Origin of the sequence: Parafrigoribacterium soli, assembly GCF_040227235.1 — a bacterium.
Lineage (GTDB): Bacteria > Actinomycetota > Actinomycetes > Actinomycetales > Microbacteriaceae > Parafrigoribacterium_A > Parafrigoribacterium_A soli.
Window position 1 is genome coordinate 658,505 of sequence record NZ_JBELNZ010000001.1, and the last position, 17,741, is coordinate 676,245.

General features: G+C 67.5%; 15 protein-coding genes. 6 read left to right on the forward strand and 9 right to left on the reverse strand.

Translation table 11 applies throughout. The annotated features are described in order from the left end of the window. Positions 1-161 precede the first annotated feature (161 nt). From ABUA37_RS03215 to ABUA37_RS03240, 6 genes are read right to left on the reverse strand one after another with little or no spacing between them, the layout of a single operon-like run. A complete protein-coding gene (locus tag ABUA37_RS03215; protein WP_349897674.1) occupies positions 162-1,229 on the reverse strand; it encodes a mandelate racemase/muconate lactonizing enzyme family protein in 1,068 nt (355 codons plus the stop codon). Next, entirely contained in the window at positions 1,226-2,110 is an 885-nt protein-coding gene (locus ABUA37_RS03220) for a 5-dehydro-4-deoxyglucarate dehydratase (protein ID WP_349897882.1), read from the reverse strand. Before ABUA37_RS03220 ends, ABUA37_RS03215 begins: the two co-directional genes overlap by 4 nt. A 25-nt stretch (positions 2,111-2,135) precedes the next feature. Continuing rightward, on the reverse strand, positions 2,136-3,050 hold the full coding sequence (locus ABUA37_RS03225) for an NAD-dependent epimerase/dehydratase family protein (RefSeq protein ID WP_349897675.1): 915 nt from the start codon (positions 3,048-3,050) through the stop codon (positions 2,136-2,138). After that, a complete protein-coding gene (locus ABUA37_RS03230) occupies positions 3,050-4,381 on the reverse strand; it encodes a Gfo/Idh/MocA family protein (protein ID WP_349897676.1) in 1,332 nt (443 codons plus the stop codon). Before ABUA37_RS03230 ends, ABUA37_RS03225 begins: the two co-directional genes overlap by 1 nt. Beyond that, positions 4,381-5,298: a carbohydrate ABC transporter permease gene (locus tag ABUA37_RS03235; RefSeq protein WP_349897677.1), complete on the reverse strand. Its 918-nt coding sequence runs from the start codon at positions 5,296-5,298 to the stop codon at positions 4,381-4,383. The genes ABUA37_RS03230 and ABUA37_RS03235 overlap by 1 nt, the downstream gene beginning before the upstream one ends. Next, positions 5,288-6,253: a carbohydrate ABC transporter permease gene (locus ABUA37_RS03240; RefSeq protein WP_407075331.1), complete on the reverse strand. Its 966-nt coding sequence runs from the start codon at positions 6,251-6,253 to the stop codon at positions 5,288-5,290. Before ABUA37_RS03240 ends, ABUA37_RS03235 begins: the two co-directional genes overlap by 11 nt. Before the next feature lie 171 nt (positions 6,254-6,424). On the opposite strand from ABUA37_RS03240, the gene ABUA37_RS03245 reads away from it, so the two are divergent. From ABUA37_RS03245 to ABUA37_RS03255, 3 genes are all read left to right on the forward strand, one after another. Next, on the forward strand, positions 6,425-7,429 hold the full coding sequence (locus ABUA37_RS03245; protein ID WP_349897678.1) for a LacI family DNA-binding transcriptional regulator: 1,005 nt from the start codon (positions 6,425-6,427) through the stop codon (positions 7,427-7,429). A gap of 165 nt (positions 7,430-7,594) precedes the next feature. Continuing rightward, the gene (locus ABUA37_RS03250) at positions 7,595-8,914 is read left to right on the forward strand and encodes an ABC transporter substrate-binding protein (RefSeq protein WP_349897679.1); all 1,320 of its coding nucleotides are present in this window, start codon (positions 7,595-7,597) and stop codon (positions 8,912-8,914) included. 103 nt (positions 8,915-9,017) lie between these two features. Continuing rightward, a complete protein-coding gene (locus tag ABUA37_RS03255; protein WP_349897680.1) occupies positions 9,018-10,655 on the forward strand; it encodes an MGH1-like glycoside hydrolase domain-containing protein in 1,638 nt (545 codons plus the stop codon). 120 nt (positions 10,656-10,775) lie between these two features. Here ABUA37_RS03255 and ABUA37_RS03260 read toward each other — a convergent pair whose 3' ends face one another. The 3 genes from ABUA37_RS03260 to ABUA37_RS03270 are packed head-to-tail and all read right to left on the reverse strand — an operon-like array spanning position 10,776 to position 14,563. Then, positions 10,776-12,176 carry a glycoside hydrolase family 5 protein gene (locus ABUA37_RS03260; protein WP_349897681.1) on the reverse strand — a complete coding sequence of 467 codons (1,401 nt, stop codon included), beginning with the start codon at positions 12,174-12,176 and terminating at the stop codon, positions 10,776-10,778. A gap of 33 nt (positions 12,177-12,209) precedes the next feature. After that, positions 12,210-13,256: a M24 family metallopeptidase gene (locus tag ABUA37_RS03265; RefSeq protein ID WP_349897682.1), complete on the reverse strand. Its 1,047-nt coding sequence runs from the start codon at positions 13,254-13,256 to the stop codon at positions 12,210-12,212. After that, complete coding sequence (locus ABUA37_RS03270) at positions 13,253-14,563, reverse strand: MFS transporter (protein WP_349897683.1); 1,311 nt, start codon at positions 14,561-14,563, stop codon at positions 13,253-13,255. Before ABUA37_RS03270 ends, ABUA37_RS03265 begins: the two co-directional genes overlap by 4 nt. 145 nt (positions 14,564-14,708) lie before the next feature. On the opposite strand from ABUA37_RS03270, the gene ABUA37_RS03275 reads away from it, so the two are divergent. The 3 genes from ABUA37_RS03275 to ABUA37_RS03285 all read left to right on the forward strand — a co-directional run bounded on the left by ABUA37_RS03275 (position 14,709) and on the right by ABUA37_RS03285 (position 17,669). Then, complete coding sequence (locus tag ABUA37_RS03275) at positions 14,709-15,149, forward strand: hypothetical protein (RefSeq protein WP_349897684.1); 441 nt, start codon at positions 14,709-14,711, stop codon at positions 15,147-15,149. Next, positions 15,101-15,910, forward strand: coding sequence for a GDSL-type esterase/lipase family protein (locus tag ABUA37_RS03280; RefSeq protein ID WP_349897685.1), 810 nt, complete (start codon positions 15,101-15,103; stop codon positions 15,908-15,910). Before ABUA37_RS03275 ends, ABUA37_RS03280 begins: the two co-directional genes overlap by 49 nt. Before the next feature lie 64 nt (positions 15,911-15,974). Then, positions 15,975-17,669 carry a DNA repair helicase XPB gene (locus ABUA37_RS03285; RefSeq protein WP_349897686.1) on the forward strand — a complete coding sequence of 565 codons (1,695 nt, stop codon included), beginning with the start codon at positions 15,975-15,977 and terminating at the stop codon, positions 17,667-17,669. Positions 17,670-17,741: the final 72 nt, after the last annotated feature.

The following is a 17,741-nucleotide window of genomic DNA, read 5'->3' on the forward strand; positions in this document are numbered from 1 at the left end:
ACGCCGCAATCGTGCGGCTACTGGTCTCTTCCGCGCCGAATTGCCTGAGTTATGCAAAGGGAGGCGGACGCTTCGAGGCGCAGACGACCCCCGCGAGCCGCACGCGCTAAGCCTTCGGCAGGCTTAGCGACCGCGCGTTCGCTGAGCCTGTCGTAGCGAAATCAGACGAACTCGATGCCTATTCCGTCGGGAGCGCCGCTGAGCATCGCCTGGCCGTGCTCGATGCGAAGCCCGCTCGGCCGCGCGAGCACGCCCAACTGCTCGAACCGCGCATCCTCGACGTCTTCGACCCAGGTCGTCTCCGGCAGGGCCAGAGCCACCGAAGCCGACAGCTCCGGCAGCAGGTGCGGCGCAAGCGTCGCTCCCCTGTCGCGCGCCAGTTCCACGATCTCGAGGAACGGCGTGATTCCCCCCACGCGCACGATGTTCGGCTGCACCACGTCGCACGCACCGGCATCGATGAGGTCGCGAAACCGGTAGACGGTGTGGGCGTTCTCGCCGAGCGCGATCGGAATGCTCGTGCGGCCCCGCAGCTCGACGTAGCCCGCGGTGTCGTCGGCCCGCAGCGGTTCCTCGAGCCAGTCAATGTCGAAGGGCGCGAGCGCCTCGGCCGCCACGGATGCCCGCTCGAGGTCCCAGCGCTGGTTCGCGTCGACCATGAGCGCGCGCTCGCTGCCCAGCAACTCACGCACCATCGACACGCGCCTAAGGTCGTCGGCGAGGTCCGGTCGGCCGATCTTGATCTTCACGGCATCGAAGCCGGATGCGATCCAGCGACGCACCTGCTCGGCGAGCTCGTCATCCGAGTAGTGCAGATTCACGCCGCTGCCGTACGCCGGCTGTGACTCGTGCCGGCGACCGAGCAGGTCGACGAGCGGCTTCTGCTCGGTGCGACCACGCAGGTCCCACAGCGCCAGGTCGAGCCCGGCGAGCGCGATCGTCGTGACGCCGCCACCGCCCGCCTCGTGCAGGTGCTCCCAGACCCCCTGCCAGCTGCCGGGCTCGGCGGGTAGGCCGACGACAAACGAGCGGATGTCGTGGTCGAGCATTGCCTGCACGGCCCGGGCACCGATCGACGGCGTCCAGGAGAACCCGATGCCGCGAGCGCCGTCATCCGTCGTGACGGCGACCTCGATCGTGGAGATCTGGCGGACATCCGCCCCCCACGGCCTCGACAGGGGGATGGTGATGAGCCGGGTCTCGAACCCGGCGATCGTGCGCTCTGTCATCCCGCGAGCTCGTGGCCGCGCGCGAGGATCGCCGCGAGACGCTCCTCCTGTGCGGCGTCGGGATCGGTCAGCGGAGCCCGCACCGAGCCGACCGGCAGCCCGCCGAGGCGAAGCCCGGCCTTGATGAGCGCGACCGCGAATCCCGGCACCTCGTCGCGCAGGTGCACGAGCGGCGCATAGAACTCGTCGAGGAAGACCCGCTGCAGCGCCTCATCGTGGTCGGCGTAGGCGCGATAGAAGGCGTTTGCGATCTCGGGCGCCATCGCGAAGGTCGCGGAGGAATAGAGCGGAACGCCGACGGCGCGATACGCGGCCTGGCTGAGTTCCGCGGTGAGCAGGCCGTTGAAGAACAGGATGTCGCTGCGCCCCGCCTTCTGCGCCAGCAGCACGAACTCCTGCGCCAGGGCGACGTCGCCCACGCCATCCTTGATGCCGATGACCCGGGGGTTCTCGAGCAGTCGCGTGATCGAGTCTGCGGTGAAGGATGCCGCCCCGCGGTGGTAGACCACGAGCGGCAGCGAGGTGGATGCCGCGATCGCGTCGACGTAGGCGGTCAGCCCGGACTGCGGTCCGTTAACGAGGTAGGGCGGCATGACGAGCAGCGCGTCGACGCCGCTCTCCTCGGCCGCGCGGGCGATCTCACGGGCGTGCCCGAGCGGCCCGCCGGTGCCGCCGAAGACGGGAACCCGGCCCAGCGTGACGGCAACCGCACGCTCGACGACGACGCGATACTCCGAAACCGAGAGAGCGTGGTACTCACCCGTGCCGCACGCCGCGAACACCGCGGCGGGCCCGTGCTCGAGCCGCCCGCCGATGTGCTCGTCGAGCACGTCGACCGCCACCCGATCGCGGTCGTCGAAGGGGGTGACGGGAAAGAACATCACGCCGTCATAGGGTCCGGTCACATCAGCCACGAGCTATCTCCATGCCTTCCACATCAATCAGTTCCGTTCTCCAGCTGCGCTTCGCCGTCCAACCGAGCAGTCGCGCGGCGCGAGCCGAGCTGAACACCGGGCTCGATGCCGACAGCCCGGCGGCGGCCCGTTCCGTGCCGGGCACGTGGATCGCGAGCAGCTCGTCGACCGGGCCGGTGGCGAGCGAGTCCGCGGCACTCACGAAGAAGCAGGTGCCGTTCGGCACGCGATCGGCGCCCTCGAGCCAGGCCGCAACGAAGTCGCCTGCGTCCCTGGCATCTAGATAATTGAACAGCGCGACGGCAGACAGCGCGGGGTCGTCGAGGCGCTCGCGCACGGAGTGCCCCTGCTGCGTCGGCGCGCCGGCCCACTCCTCGGGCGCGATCACGTAGCACGGGCGGAAGATTCCAAACCGGATGCCGTCGCCGTGCGCTCGCACATTCATCGCCACGGCCTCTTCCACCACCTGCTTTGACAGCGAATACGAGTGCCACGGCGCCAGCGGATGCTCCTCATCGATCGGCAGGTACTGCGGCTCCCAGCCCTGCGGAGCTCCATACCCGATCACGGTCGGGCTGCTCGCGACGAGCACCTTGTGCACGCCGCTGGCGACGGAGGCGTCGAGCACGTTGAGCGCGAGGGTCGTGTTGGTGTGGAAGATCTCCCGTTCGGGCGCGCTGAACGGCACCGAGATTGCGGCCAGGTGCACCACGGCATCCGGCTTCACCCGCTCGAACAGGCGAGTGGTCGCCTCCGCGTCGAGCAGGTCGTGCTCCACCTGTTCGGCCAGCACGCCGTCGACCGCGGTGCGATCGACCGAGACGACGTGATGGCCGGCGGCAACGAGCGAGGCAACGACGTTCGCACCGAGCCGGCCGGAGCCGCCCGTGACGAGAATTCGGCTCATCAGTTGCCCGTCACGGAGAAGCCGAGCTCCTCGACGCGCACGGCCTGGCCGGTCTCGAGCGAGCGGTTGCCCGCGAGCCCGACCGAGACCGCTTTGACGCCGTCGCGCCAGGTCGCGGTGTGGCCCAGCGGGTCGTCACCCGCGCCGCGGAAGAGGTCGTGGAGCAGGCGAGCGTCGCCGCCCCCGTGGCCGCCCTCGGCATCCGGAATCTCGACCTCGCGAGCACTCGAGAAGTGCTTCTGCACGACGAGGCGGTCGCCCACAGGGCGGTAGTCCTCGGCGGCGACCTCATTGGGCCGCGCGCTCGGATCGACGAGTACGCGGCCCTCGGCATCCAGCAGCACGGCGCCCCGCTCGACCACGGAGAGTTCCGCCCGGCCGGCCGTGCCGTTCACGGCCACGGTGTAGCCCTCCCACGGCGAGTGCGCGTTGAGCGAGTACGACATGCTCGCGCCCGAGAGGTAGTCGACGACGAGCGAGAGGTTGTCTTCGATCGTGATGCCGGCGTCGAATACGTCCTGGTCGCGTCGGTAGCCGTCGAAGCGCTCCTGCTCGAAGTAGAGACCCCTCTGCACCGGATCGAGGCGCAGATCGAGACTGAACGCGTCCTTCAGCGGGGAGTCGATCGAGCCGCGCTCGGGGCGTTCGCCGAGGCCGCGACGGGCCGCGTTCTCGGCGCCGTAGAACCTCAGGCCACCGCTCGCGAAGACGCGCGCAGGCGCATCCGAAAGCCACCAGTTGACCAGGTCGAAGTGGTGCGACGACTTGTGGATGAGCAGGCCGCCCGAGTTCTTCTTGTTGCGGTGCCAGCGGCGGAAGTAGTCCGCGCCGTGCGCCGTGTCGAGCACCCACTCGAAGTGCACCGAGGTGACCTCGCCGATCTCGCCACTCGCGATGAGCTGCTTGAGCGCGGTGTTGCGCGGCGAGTAGCGGTAGTTGAAGGTCGTGATGACCGAGCGTCCGGTGCGTGCGACCGCCTCGCTGATGGCGCGCACGCCCTCCACGCTCGTCGTGAGCGGCTTCTCGACGATCGCATCCGCTCCGCCGTCGAGCGCCGCGACGACCATGGTCGCGTGAGTGAAGTCCGGCGAGGTGACGATCACGCGGTCGATGCCGAGCTCCTTCACCGAGCGCTCGAGGTCCTCCGGCGCGAATCTCGCCGGCGCCGCGGCACCCGCGAGGTGGCCCTCGTAGTAGTCGAGGCGACCCTGGTTGGTGTCGGCCCAGGCCACCAGCTGCGCGACATCCGAGTGTGGTCCCGTGATGGCGTCGATGTACATCTGCGCGCGTGAGCCGGTGCCCACGATCGCGTAGCGGAGTGGTGCGGTCACTACTTGATCCCTGTTGTTGCGAAACCCTTGATGAGGTATTTCTGGCCGATGAGGAAGGCGATGAACAGCGGGATGAGCGACACCACAGACATCGCGAACATCGAGCCGAAGTCTGAGCTGGATTGCGAATCCAGGAATCCCTTCAAGGCCACGGAGGCCGGGAATAACTCCGGTGTTCGCAAATAGATCAGTGGCCCGAAGAAGTCGCTCCAGGTCCAGATGAAGGTGAAGATCGCCGTGGTCGCGAGGGCCGGCACCATGAGCGGCAAGGTCACCTGCGCGTAGGTGCGGAACTGGCCTGCGCCATCGATGCGGGCGGCCTCGAAGATCTCATTCGGCAGAGCACGGATGAACTGCACCATAAGGAACACGAAGAACGCGTCGGTGGCGAGGAACTTTGGCACGATGAGCGGCAGGAAGGTGTTGAGCCAGCCGAGTTCCTTGAAGATCGTGAACTGCGGAACGAGCACGACCTGGAACGGCAGCATGATCGTGGCGAGCATGATGGCGAACAGGATGTTGCGACCGCGGAACTTGAGCCTGCCGAAGGCGTAGGCCGCGAGCGAGCAGGAGAGCAGGTTTCCGATGATCGATCCGACCGCGATCACCGTCGAATTGAGCAGGAACACCCCGAACGGGAACTGCAGGTCGTTCCATCCGTTGATGTAGTTCTCGACCGTCAGGTGAGTGGTGAAGATGCTCAGGTCACGAAAGATGTCGTCGTTCGGCTTGAAGCTCGAGACCACGAGCCAGATCAGCGGATAGATCATCACGATCGAGCCCGCGATGAGCGCGAGGTGCTTGAGCACCGACTTCGCGGAGACCGGATGACGCCTGCCGCGGCTGCGCGAGACAGGCTTCGGCTCGGGCGCGACTACGGCGGGTGGCAGCGGCACTTGTACGTCGTCAATCGTCATAGAACACCCAGAATTTCGATAGCCAGAAGTTGAAGGCGGTGAATGCCGCGATCACGATGAGCAGGAACCAGGCCATCGCCGAGGCGTAACCCATGTTGTATTGCAGGAACCCGGTTCGATAGAGGAACAGCGTGTAGAACATCGTCGAGTCCGCCGGGCCGCCCGTTCCCCCGGAAACGACATAGGCCTGGGTGAACGTCTGGAACGCGAAGATGATCTGCAGCACGAGGTTGAAGAAGATGATGGGCGTCAGCAGCGGCAGCGTCACCGAGAAGAACCGCCGGCTTCGCCCCGCACCGTCGACGGATGCCGCCTCGTAGTACATCTCCGGGATCTGCCTGAGGCCCGCGAGGAAGATGATGAGCGGTGATCCGAAGGTCCAGATGTGCAGGATCATGATCGTGCCGAGCGCGTAGTCCGGATGCCCGATCCATCCGGGCGCGTCGTGAACGCCCATGAGCGCGAGGAAGCCGTTGAAGATGCCGTCTTTGCCGAAGACCTGGCGCCACAGGATGGCCACCGCCACGGAGCCGCCGAGGAGGCTCGGCAGGTAGAAGACCGAGCGATAGAAGCCGAGGCCGCGCATGCCGCGATCGAGCACGAGCGCGAGCGCCAGGGCGAGGGCGAGTTGCAGCGGAACCGACACGATCACGTACAGCACCGTGACCCTGAAGGAGTTCCAGAAGGCCGAGTCGCCGAACATCTCGGTGTAGTTGTCAAAGCCAACGAAGGGGGGCGGATTGGTCAGCGGCGACTTCAGGAGGTTGTAGTCGGTGAGCGACAGATACAGGGATGCGAGAATCGGCCCAATCGAGAACACGACGAGCCCGATGAGCCAGGGCAACAGGAACATGAACGCCGCGCGGTTGTCGGGCATTCGTTGCTTGACACGCTGGCCGTTTGCGCTGCGGCGGGCATTCACCGCGAGCGAGCGCAATTCACCGAGACCGCTCACGGTGCACCTCCTCGTAGACTGTTGACCGCCGATTCGGGTGCGCCGAGAAAGCGGTTTCACGTTGTGATGTTCGATTATGGCGGCGGGGATGGAAATCGTCAAACCGCCAGCAGCGCGCCGCTTCGACCCGGGCGCTATCGTGTGAGATTGTCACGTCATGGGAGGACGCAAGTGAAACGGAGTTCAGGCGCGGCAACGATCGCCGAGGTGGCGACGCGGGCCGGAGTCTCGCCCGCGACCGTCTCGCGCGTGATGAACGACCGGTTCTTCGGCGAAGACAGCGTGGCCCAACGCGTCCGCGCTGTCGCGGCCGAGCTCTCGTATTCGCCGAGCCATCTCGCTCGCAGCCTCGCGCTCGGGCAGACCAGCGCGATCGCCTTCGTCGTGCCCGACCTCGCGAACCCGGCGTTCCAGGCGATGCTCTCGAGCCTCAGCAAGGCCGCGGCGAAGGACGGCTACCGCGTGCTCGTCGCCGACTCGGCCGAATCGCCAAGTGACGAACCGCCGCTGGTGAGCGAGATTCGCCGCCGCTGCGACGCGGTCGTGCTCTGCGCGCCCCGCATGTCCGACGAGCAACTCGTCTCCCTCGCCGGTTCCCTGCGCCCGCTCGTGCTGATCAACCGGGAGAGTCCCGAGGTGGATGCGCCGTCGCTGTCGATCGACTATCGCGCGGGCATCCAGGACCTGGCGCAGCACCTGTGGGATCTCGGCCACCGCCACCTCGTCTTCGTCGAGGGGCCGGCCGGCAGCGTGTCGAACCACCACAGGCTCGCGGGGCTCGAAGAGTTCGAACGACGGATGCCCGACGTGCGCATCGACCGGATGCCCGGTGGAGCAACGAGCGACGACGGCCTCGCTGCCGCCGCTCGCGTGCGGGACTCTGGCGCGACCGCCGCCCTCGCCTTCAACGACCTGGTCGCGATCGGACTGCTCTACGGCCTCATGGAGTTCGGCGTTCGCGTGCCAGAAGACATGTCGGTGACCGGCTTCGACGACATCCCCTTCGCCCGGTACAGCTCACCCACGCTCACGACGCTCTCGGTGCAGCACACCGAACTCGGCGAGCAGGCCTGGCAGCGCATGCGCTCCCTGCTCGCGGACGAAACACCCAGCATGAACGTGACCTTTCGGCCGCGCCTCGAAGTTCGACGCTCCACCGGCAGCCCCCGAAACTGAGGTTTGTTGTTCTCGTTGACAAATCCGACACCGGCTGCTAATTTTCCGTGAAAGCGGTTTCTCACAGGCGCGTCATTCCTGCGGGAGATCGTTGGTCGAGGCACACGGCCCTGGACCGAACTCACCACGTTGGTGCTCAGCCACCACCCGATGAAAAGAGGCGCAATGACGCGTATGAAACGTTCCACGGCGGTGAAGGCGGCACTCGCTATTGCCGTCGTCGCCACGGTCGCACTGAGCGGCTGCTCAGGCCCGAAGGAGAAGTCGAGCGGCGGCTTCGACAAGAACAAGAAGATCACGCTCGAGATGTCGTGGTGGGGTGACGACGCCCGCGCGGCACTGTTCGCGCAGGTGATCGACAAGTTCGAGGCGAAGTACCCGAACATCACGGTCAAGCAGACCCCGGTCGGCAGCCCCGATGACCTCTTCAACCGCCTCGCGACCGACTTCGGTGGCGGCGGAACGACGGCGCCCGATGTGTTCGCACTCGGTGGCGCGAAGCCGCAGGAGTACGGCTCCGCCGGCGCCCTGCTCGACCTCGCCTCGGTGAAGAAGCTCGTCAACGCGTCGAAGTATCCCGACTTCTCGACCGTCAGCGCCAAAGTCGACGGCAAGCTCTACGGCCTGCCGACCGGTGGCAACGCGACCGCGGCGTTCGTCAACACCGACCTGTTCGAGAAGGCCGGCGTGCCGGTTCCCGACTCGAGCTGGAGCTGGGATGACATGATCAAGGCCGCCAACACGATCGGTTCAGCCGGACTCAAGACGAGCACCGGAGCGCCGGTATACGGCGTCGACCTGCGCGTGCAGGACATCGTGGGCACTTACGCGGCTCAGGTGACCAAAACCGGCATCTACGACTTCCACGGCAAGCTCGCGGTGAAGCCGAACGACATCGCCGGTCTCTATAAGAAGGAACTGAAGCTCAAGGATGGCGGCGGTTTGCCTGACCCAACCGTGGTCACCGCCGGCTGGAACCTTCCGCCGGACCAGCAGCCGTACACGCTCGGCCAGGCAGCGATCACCTTCGGGTACAGCAACCTGATCGGCACGTACCAGAAGGGTGGCACGACCATCATCCTGCCGCCGCCGACGGACACCAAGAAGAACGGCGTTGCCCTGCTGCCCTCGGCCTTCTGGTCGATCAATGCGGCAACGAAGTACCCCGAGGCATCCGCAATGCTCATGAACTGGTTCCTCAACGAGCCGTCCGCGCTCAAGCTCATCAAGGACACCCGTGGCGTGCCGTTCAACCCGGACATGGCTGCGGTCGTGACCCCGCTGCTCCAGGGTCCGAACCAGGATGCCGCGAAGTACGTGAAGTCCGTGCTCGACTCCGGCGAGGTCGCCCCGCCGCAGCCAAATGGTGGCGCGAACATGAACAAGTACACGCAGGACGAAGAGGCGGAGGTGCTGTTCGGGCGCAAGAGCCCGCAGCAGGCCGCCGAGGAGTGGGTGCAGAAGCTCGGTGCCGATCTGAAGTAAGAGGAGCACGAGAACTCGCGGGCGGTCCCCCATCGGGGCCGCCCGCGAGCGCGTTTTGCCCGATTTCACATCACCCGCGCACACGGCGCGAAAGGATAGCTTCATGACCGCGATCGACGATTCCCTCGCCAGGCTTCGCTCGGCAGACGTCCTGCAGCGCGCCGGCATCGACGCGGGCGCCGTGCACGAGGGCTTCCGCGAGTCCGGGGTGCGGTTCGCCGCCATCGGTGGAGCACTCGAGGATCGCTGGTACCAGGCCATCCGGGAACTCGCGCTCTGCATCCGCCCCATCGCGGGAAGTTCGCCCGTGCTCAACGAGGGTGGCGTCTACCGCGGCAGCTGGATCGAGAGCACGGGAACCATCAACTCGGAGCTGCTCTCCCGTTTCGTGCCACAAGTCACTCGAGCCACCCACCTGCTCTTCGCGGCGCGCCAGCGCGACGACGGCATGATCCCCTACAAGGTGACGGATGCCGGGGCCGGCTTCTCGCAGATCCAGATCGTCACCCCGCTGGCCCGCACCGTCTGGAACCACTACCTGCTCGCGGGGCGCGACGGCGACTACCTCCGCACGATGTACGACGCCATGGTGCGCTACGACGAGTGGCTCGCGACGTACCGCGACACGCGAGGCACGGGATGCGTGGAGGCCTTCTGCACCTTCGACACCGGCCATGATCTCTCGCCGCGCTTCTGGCATGTGCCCGATCGCGGTTACCGGGCAGACGCCCGGCGGTACGACCCAGACTCGCCCATCCTGCCGTTTCTGGCGCCGGACCTCACGGCGAATGTGGCCTGCCAACGCGCCTACCTCGCGCTCATCGCCGAGGAGCTCGGCGAGGATGCCGAGCCGTGGCGCGAGAAGGCGCAGGCGTCGCTCGCCGCGCTCTGGGAGCACTGCTTCGATGCCGAGGACGGCATCTTCTACGACCGGGACTCGACCGGGGCCCTCGTGCGCGTGCAGTCCGACGTGCTGCTGCGCACGCTCGCCTGCGAGGTCGGCGACGCATCCTTCTTCACCGCATCGCTCGAGCGCTACCTGCTGAACACCGGCAAGTTCTTCGCCCACTATGGATTCACCTCGCTCGCGATGGACGATCCGCGCTTCGATCACGACTTCACGCGCAACTCCTGGGGCGGACCGAGCAACTTCCTCAGCCTCATCAGGGCGCCGCACGCCTTCGAGCACCACGGTCACGTGGCCGAGCTCGCGCTCTCGGCGATGCCGGTGCTCGCGGCGATGGCCGGCCACGACCGGTTCCCGCAGTGCCTCGACCCCTGGAGCGGTGCGGCCGGGTTCACCGAGTCGTACTCGCCGTCAATTCTGTGGCTGCTCGATGCGATCGAGCGGCACTGCGGCATCCTGCCCCGGCCCGACGGTGAGCTGTGGTTCACCGGCCTCGCGCCCACCCGGCTGGACCACGACGCGGCCGTCGAAGCCATGGCCTACGCGCGCACCGTGGGCGGGGTCGGCTACGAACTGGCGGGCGACGATGAGCGCACGGTGGTCTATCGGGACGGCGTGGAGCACCTTGCGTTTCCGCGCGGCTGGCGCGTGATCACCGACACCCTCGGCACTCCGACCGCGGTCGTCGGGATGTCGCCCCGGGCGATAGCAGGCACGCTCACGATCGGCGATCGCTCGGTCTCGCTCACGATCGCAGGTAACGAGCGGGTGCAGCTGAGTGGCGCCGAGGTCATGTCGCGCACCTCCGTCGGAGTGGTGACTCCCCGCGCCTAGCTCGGCCCATCCCCGTTTCGACAAGCTCAGCGAACGCGGGCAGCTCGGCCAGGGCTGCTGTTTGTCACGAGGGCGGGTGTTTGTTCGGCAGCCCCCGCGACAAACGGCAGCCCTCGCGCCTCAGCCCCGCGCGAGGTGCGCGCGCAGCAGCTCCGACAGGCCGGCGCGCTCGGCCGCGTTTTCGAAGGCGAACGAGTTGGCGAGCTCCCGCGCTCCGGCTGGCGTCACGCCGCGGAACGCGTCGCCGAACTTCTCGGCGAGCGGCTCCGCGAGCAGGATGTGGCGCACGAGCACCGCGATGTGCGGCTGCCTGCCCCACGGCCAGGGTGCGAAGTCGGGGAACTCTCGATCGAACACGGCGTCGATCGGGTCGAGGATGTCGCGAACTCCCGCATCCGACCCGCCCCAGGAATCGATGCCGAGCCGACGCTTCGTCTCGACGAGTCCGCCGATCAGCCGAAGGTATGGGCTTTCGGGCTTCGCGTAGACGAGGCCCTGCAGGCCGATGTCTTTGTAGGTCCAGAGCGCCCAGCTCGCGCCGTGCTCCTCGTAGATCTCGAGCTGGTCGCTCAGTAACTGGTAGCGCCAGGCATCCTGCGACCTGTCTTCGGAGTAGACCGGGCCGAACTCGCCGATCCAGATCGGCGTGCCCGTGCGACGCATGAATTCGGTGCGCCGCAGGAAGCTCTGCTCGACCACAGAGCGGTCGAAGTACTCGCCGCGGGTCACGCCCGGGTACTCGGTGGCGCGCGCGATTCCGGGCAGCGCGTAGTCGTGGGCCGTGTAGACGGTGTTCGGCAGCGGCTCCGCGCGGCGGTCGAAGGCGCTGAAATCGGTGGAGTACTTATTGCCGTCGAGGAACAGCACGTGCCTCGGGTCGATCGCGCGAATGGCGGCCTCGACGCGATCGTAGAACACCGGCAGCACCTCGCCGCTCTCATCCGAGGGCTCGTTGATCGGGTTGTAGCCCGCCACCTCCGGCCGGTTCTTGTAGCGCTCGGCGAGCGCCTCCCAGAGCGCGACAACGCGATCCTGAAAGTGCGGATGCTGCCAGAACTCGGCGATGTGTGTCGGGTTGTCGCTGTGCCAGTGCTGGTTCTGCCGACCGGGCACGGCGTGCAGGTCGAGGATCGAGTAGATGCCGTGCTTTGCGAGCAGGGTGACCACGCGGTCGAGCCTGGCGAAGCCCTCCTCCTTGAACTCGAACGGGCGCGCGTCGTCTTCGAAGTGCCGGTAGTTGAACGGAATGCGCACGGAATTGATGCCGAGGGAGGCGAGGTGTGCGGCATCCGCCTCGTCGAAGAACGCGGTGTAGAAGCGCTCGAAGAAGGCGTCGTACGACTCCTGGCCCATGCGATCCAGCAGCACGCGGCGGATGTTCGCCTCGTTGCCCGGATACCCGGTGGCGAAGTTCTCCATGTTCATCCAGCCGCCGAGGCCGACGCCGACGAGACGCACCGGGCGCCCTGACTCGTCGACGAGCTTGGTGCCGTCGACCCGGATCCAGTCGAAAGTGGTCATGGGTTTCTCCTTTGCTTCTGCGAGTTCGAGGTGTCAGGGGGTGAGCGCGAGCGGTCGCGGCAGGCCGCGCACGTCAACGGTGGGCCAGTCGGGGTCGACGGTGACGAGTTCGATGCGGTCTCCGTCGACGATCACGGTGTCTTCGAGCTTGGCGCCTGCGATGGAGGGGTTCCAGGCGAAGGCGTGGCCGGCGACGACGAGGTCGCGGGATGCCGGGGTCGCCTTGGGATCGCGGCCCAGGTATCCGGTCGGCCCGCCCTGGTGGTGACGCAGCCACGTCTCGGCTCCAAAGCCGTGTCGCTCGTATGCCGCCGCGATGTCGGCGAGCACCTCGCGCAGTTCGCGGCCGGGACGGGTGGCGGCGAAGGCGTCGGCCTCGACCTCGCGGAGCGCCGCATTCGTGGGCGACTCGCCGTCGTCGAACTCGACCCAGCGGGTCAGGTTGACGACGAGACCGCGCCTGCGTGCGCCGACGACCGCCATCGCTCTGCGGCCCAGTCGCGCGCCGGTGGGCAACGGATGCTGCACTCCGGTGCGCTGCTCCCCCGCCACCAGGAGCACCACGGGTTCCGCGCCGAGAGCTACGATCGCGGCGGCGAGCTCAGCGGCGAGCTCGTGTTCCGTCTCGTCCGGGGTTGCTTCGCGCAGCACGGCGGACATCGCCCGCGTCACCTCGGCACCGAGCTCGAGGTAGCGGGCGCGTTCGACTGGCAGCAGTGATGCGCGAGCGGCCCGCAGTTCGCCGACCAGGTCGACGTCGCGCAGCACGCCCGGCTCCGCCGCGGGTAACTGTTCGTGCCACGGCACGGAGTGGAACTCGAGATCGCCGCCGAGCTCCTCATCGCGCAGGCGGTCGATCTCGTTGGCGAGCGCGGTCACGGTGACCTCACCGCCACGCCTGACGATCGCAGAGAACACCGGTGCCCCGGCATACGGAACGGCGACCCGGGGGCCGTCGAAGAACCAGGCCAGCATCTCGGGCGTCGTGAGGTGAAGTGCGGTGGCGGAGCGGTCATCCATCAACTGCTGCAGGCGGGCGAGCTTGGCGGGCCGGTCGGTGTGCGGGGATGCGGTGCTCACGGGATCGGGTCCAATGCGTCGTAGTGGCGGAAGGATTCTCGGCTGCGATAGCAAATCGTGACGACCGTGAGGATGAGCGCTGCACCGAGCAGGGGCGGCCACCATAGGGCCAGCGCGGCGGCGAGAAAACCGGCGTAGACATCGCCGAGTCGCGGACCGGCCGTGAGCACGAGGGTGAAAAGGCCCTGCAGGCGGCCGCGCATCTCATCCGGCGTGGCGGACTGCATCATCGTGGTGCGGAAGATGCCCGCGACGTTATCGGCCGCTCCGATGACCATCAGCACGACGCACAGCGAGATGAGCGCCGGCAGGTTGACGCGATCGGCGCGCACGGCGTGTGGCGCGCTGCCGAGGATGAGCACGAGAAACCCGAAGATGGCGATACCGAGCGACATCGCCACCATCGCGAGGGCGATCGCGCGCCCGTGCCTGCGCACCGTGCCGACACGGCCCGAAATGAGGCCGCTGAGGATCACGCCGACCGCGCCGGAGGCCACGAGGAACCCGACCGTCGCCGCCCCGCCACCGAGCAGCAGCGCGCCGACCGCGGGAAGCAGGGCGTAGCTGCGTCCGAAGGCCATTCCGGCGATCTGCATGGCGATCGCCGTGCGCAGGTTTCCGGCGGAGCGCAGGAAGCGCATCCCGGCGGCGAGCGAGGCGAGGCCGAATTTCGATGCGACGGCGGGCACGATCGGGGGCAGCGAGACGATGCCCCAGAATCCGATGAGAAACAGCCCGACGTCGATCGAGTAGGTCCAGGCGTAGCCGACGGATGCGATGAGCAGGCCCGCGAGAGCCGGGCCGACCGCGGCCTGCAGCCCCGCGCTGACCCCGCTGAGCGCTGCGACGGCGGGAAGCTGGTGCACCGGCACGAGGCGGGGGTGGATGGCGAACCGGGCGGCGCCGACGAGCGCGCCGACAGTCGACGAGAGCGTCGTGCAGAGGTAGTAGGGCCAGAGTTCGGTCACGTCCAGCCAGGCGAGGGTCGCGATGCCCACGGGCGCGAGAAAGGAGATGGATGAGGCGACGATGAGCACCTTGCGGCGGTCGAAGGCGTCAACGAGCGCTCCGCCGAAGATCCCCATGATGACCATGGGCACGAGCGCGAACCCGCCGACGAGCGCCACAGCGGCCGTCGAACCGCTGAGCTCATAGACCTGGATGCCGATGGCCACGGCCGTGAGCTGCGTCCCGATTCCGCCGGCGACGCCGCTGGTCCAGAACCGCATGTACGCGGGACTCTCCCTGATCGGCGACAGGTCGAGAAACCACGTGCGCGGACCGCCGGAATCAGAGGCGATATACACTCGTCGACTCCGTATCCGTCACGCTGGCTAGTGGCACCACTATAGGCGAGAAACCGCTTTCACGCGAATGATTCGCCAGCGTTCGCTCGCCCCATTCGTGCGCTCTCACCGATATCGTTAGAACGATTCAATCTGGAGGACGTTCGTGACCAACGGCAGCGCAGCATCCGAGGTGCCCATCGCGCTCGATCTTCTGACCGCAGCGACGGCCGGGGCGGTCGAGATCGTGTGGGTGGACGGCGGCTTTTCGCCGCGTCGGCTCTCGCAGGCCTCCCTCACGCAGCGCGCCGACGAGAACATCCGCCTTATCTCGGGTCTTGCCACGGGCGTGCGCTTTCGGCTGGCCACGGCGGCGACGCGCATCGATCTCGACCTGTCGATCCGCACTCGCGTGCTCGAGCAGAACCGCGAGCTTGGCGACCCGCACTCGCCGCCGAGATCCACGGCGAACTGGTCGATCGCGTCGAGAGTGACACCTTCACCAGGCGCTGGCCGGATGCCTCCGGCGAGATCCACGAGAGCGGCACGTCCCGCAGCGTGGTGCGCCTCACTCCCGGCGGCGACGGACGCACCGAGCGCCCGGTGACCCTCTGGCTGCCGCACGACTCCGAGGTGATCATCCACGGCGCGACGGCCGATGCCGTGGTGCACATCGCGCCGCCGGATTCCAGACCGCGCTGGGTGCACCATGGCAGCTCGATCAGTCACTCCCTGGAGGCGCCCGGTCCCTTCGGTCCCTGGCCGCAGCGCGTCGCGCGCGATCTCGACCTGAACTTCAGCAACCTCAGTTTCGCGGGGCAGGCCGTGCTCGACCAGGCGGTTGCGCAGACGATGGCCGCGCATCCCACCGACCTCATCACCCTCAAGCTCGGAATTAACGTCATCAACTGCGACGGCTTCAGCGTGCGCACCTTTGGGCCGGCCGTCCACGGCTTTCTCGACACGATCAGGCGCCAGCAGCCGGATACCCCGATCGTGCTCATCACGGCGGTCGCGTGTCCCATTCACGAGGACACTCCGGGCCCCACGATCGCCGGGCCGGACGGCAGGGCGATGGCGCTGCCCCGCGAGCGATACCCACGGGATGGCCGCCTCACCCTGGCGGCGACGCGCCAGCTCATCGAGGGGGCGGTTCGCGTTCGCGACGACGAGCGGCTCTTCCTGCTCGACGGCCTCTCGCTCTTCGGCCTCGCGGATGCCCACCACCTGCGCGACAACCTGCACCCGGATCTCGAGGGCAACGAGCTCATCGGCGAGCGCTTCGTGGCGATCGCCCGCGACCCGGCTTCGCCGCTCGGCCGTGCGCTCACCCTGGCTGACCGAGGAGCGGGCCCGCACGCGGGTTGAGTAGCGAGCGCCAGCGAGCGTATCGAAACCTCCTCGCCGAGCACTCCCCGGTAGACTCTCAAGGATGACCATCGCCGCCGAAACTCCGTCTCCCACGGCGACCGGCGGACCCCTCATCGTGCAGAGTGACCGCACGGTGCTGCTCGAGGTCGCACATCCGGATGCCGAGGACGCAAGGCACGATCTGGCGGTCTTCGCGGAGCTCGAGCGGGCGCCCGAGCACATCCACAGCTACCGCATCACGCGGCTCGGCCTGTGGAACGCGCGCGCCGCCGGGCACACCGCCGAGGACATGCTCGCCACGCTCGAGAAGTACTCTCGCTTCCCCATCCCGCAGTCCGTCTCCGTCGACATCGCCGAGACCGTGGCCCGTTACGGGCGCCTCGTGATCGAGCGCGATGCCGAGGGCACGCTGATCCTGCGCTCCACCGACACCGCGGTGCTCTCCGAGATCATCCGCGGCAAGAAGATCGCGCCGCTGCTCTTCCTGCCCGACGACCAGCGCGGTCGCGGGCCGGCGATCGAGCGGTACATCATCCAGCCGTGGGCTCGCGGGCAACTGAAGCAGGAGCTCGTGAAGCTCGGCTGGCCGGCCGAGGACCTCGCCGGCTACACGCCGGGCACGCCGCATCCGATCGACCTCGTCGAAGACGACTGGCACCTGCGGGGCTACCAGAATCAGGCGATCGACAACTTCTTCGTCGGCGGATCGGGTGTCGTCGTGCTGCCGTGTGGCGCGGGCAAGACGCTCGTGGGCGCCGGAGCGATGGCGACCGCGAAGACCAACACGCTCATCCTCGTGACGAACACGGTCTCGGCGAGGCAGTGGCGCAGCGAACTGCTGAAGCGCACGAGCCTCACCGAGGATGAGATCGGCGAGTACTCCGGTCAGGTCAAGGAGGTCAAACCGGTCACCATCGCGACCTACCAGATTCTCACCGCGAGACGGAAGGGCGAGTACGCGCACCTGGCCCTGCTCGACGCCATGGACTGGGGACTCGTGATCTACGACGAGGTGCACCTCCTGCCCGCGCCCGTGTTCAAGCTCACCGCAGAACTGCAGGCCCGCCGCCGCCTCGGGCTCACCGCGACCCTCGTGCGCGAGGATGGCCGCGAGGGCGACGTGTTCAGCCTCATCGGGCCGAAGCGATTCGACGCCCCGTGGAAGGAGATCGAGGCGCAGGGCTTCATCTCCCCCGCATCCTGCTTCGAGGTGCGCATCGACCTGCCGCAGCAGGAGCGGCTCGAGTACGCGGCGGCAGCAGACGAAGAGCGATACCGGATGGCCGCCACCGCGCCCGCAAAGTTGGACGTCGTGAAGTCGCTGGTTCGCAGGCACGCGGGCGAGCGCATCCTCGTGATCGGTCAGTACCTCGACCAGATCGACGAACTCGCCGAAGCCCTGGATGCCCCCAAGCTCACCGGTTCGACCCCGGTCGATGAGCGCGAACGGCTGTACCAGCTGTTCCGCGAGGGAACCATCACCGTGCTCGTCGTCTCGAAGGTCGCGAACTTCTCGGTCGACCTGCCGGAGGCGACCGTCGCCATCCAGGTGTCCGGATCCTTCGGCTCGCGCCAGGAGGAGGCCCAGCGCCTCGGTCGCCTGTTGCGTCCCAAGGAGTCAGGGCTACCGGCCAACTTCTACACGCTCGTCGCCCGCGACACCGTCGACCAGGACTTCGCGCAGAACCGCCAGCGCTTCCTCGCCGAGCAGGGCTACAGCTACACGATCCTCGACGCCGACGGCCTCGCCGCGTAATCGTCACCTCACCCCTCGTGGCGCGAGATGCCACTTGTGGGGGTCATTCGGCGAAAATAACTCCCACAACTG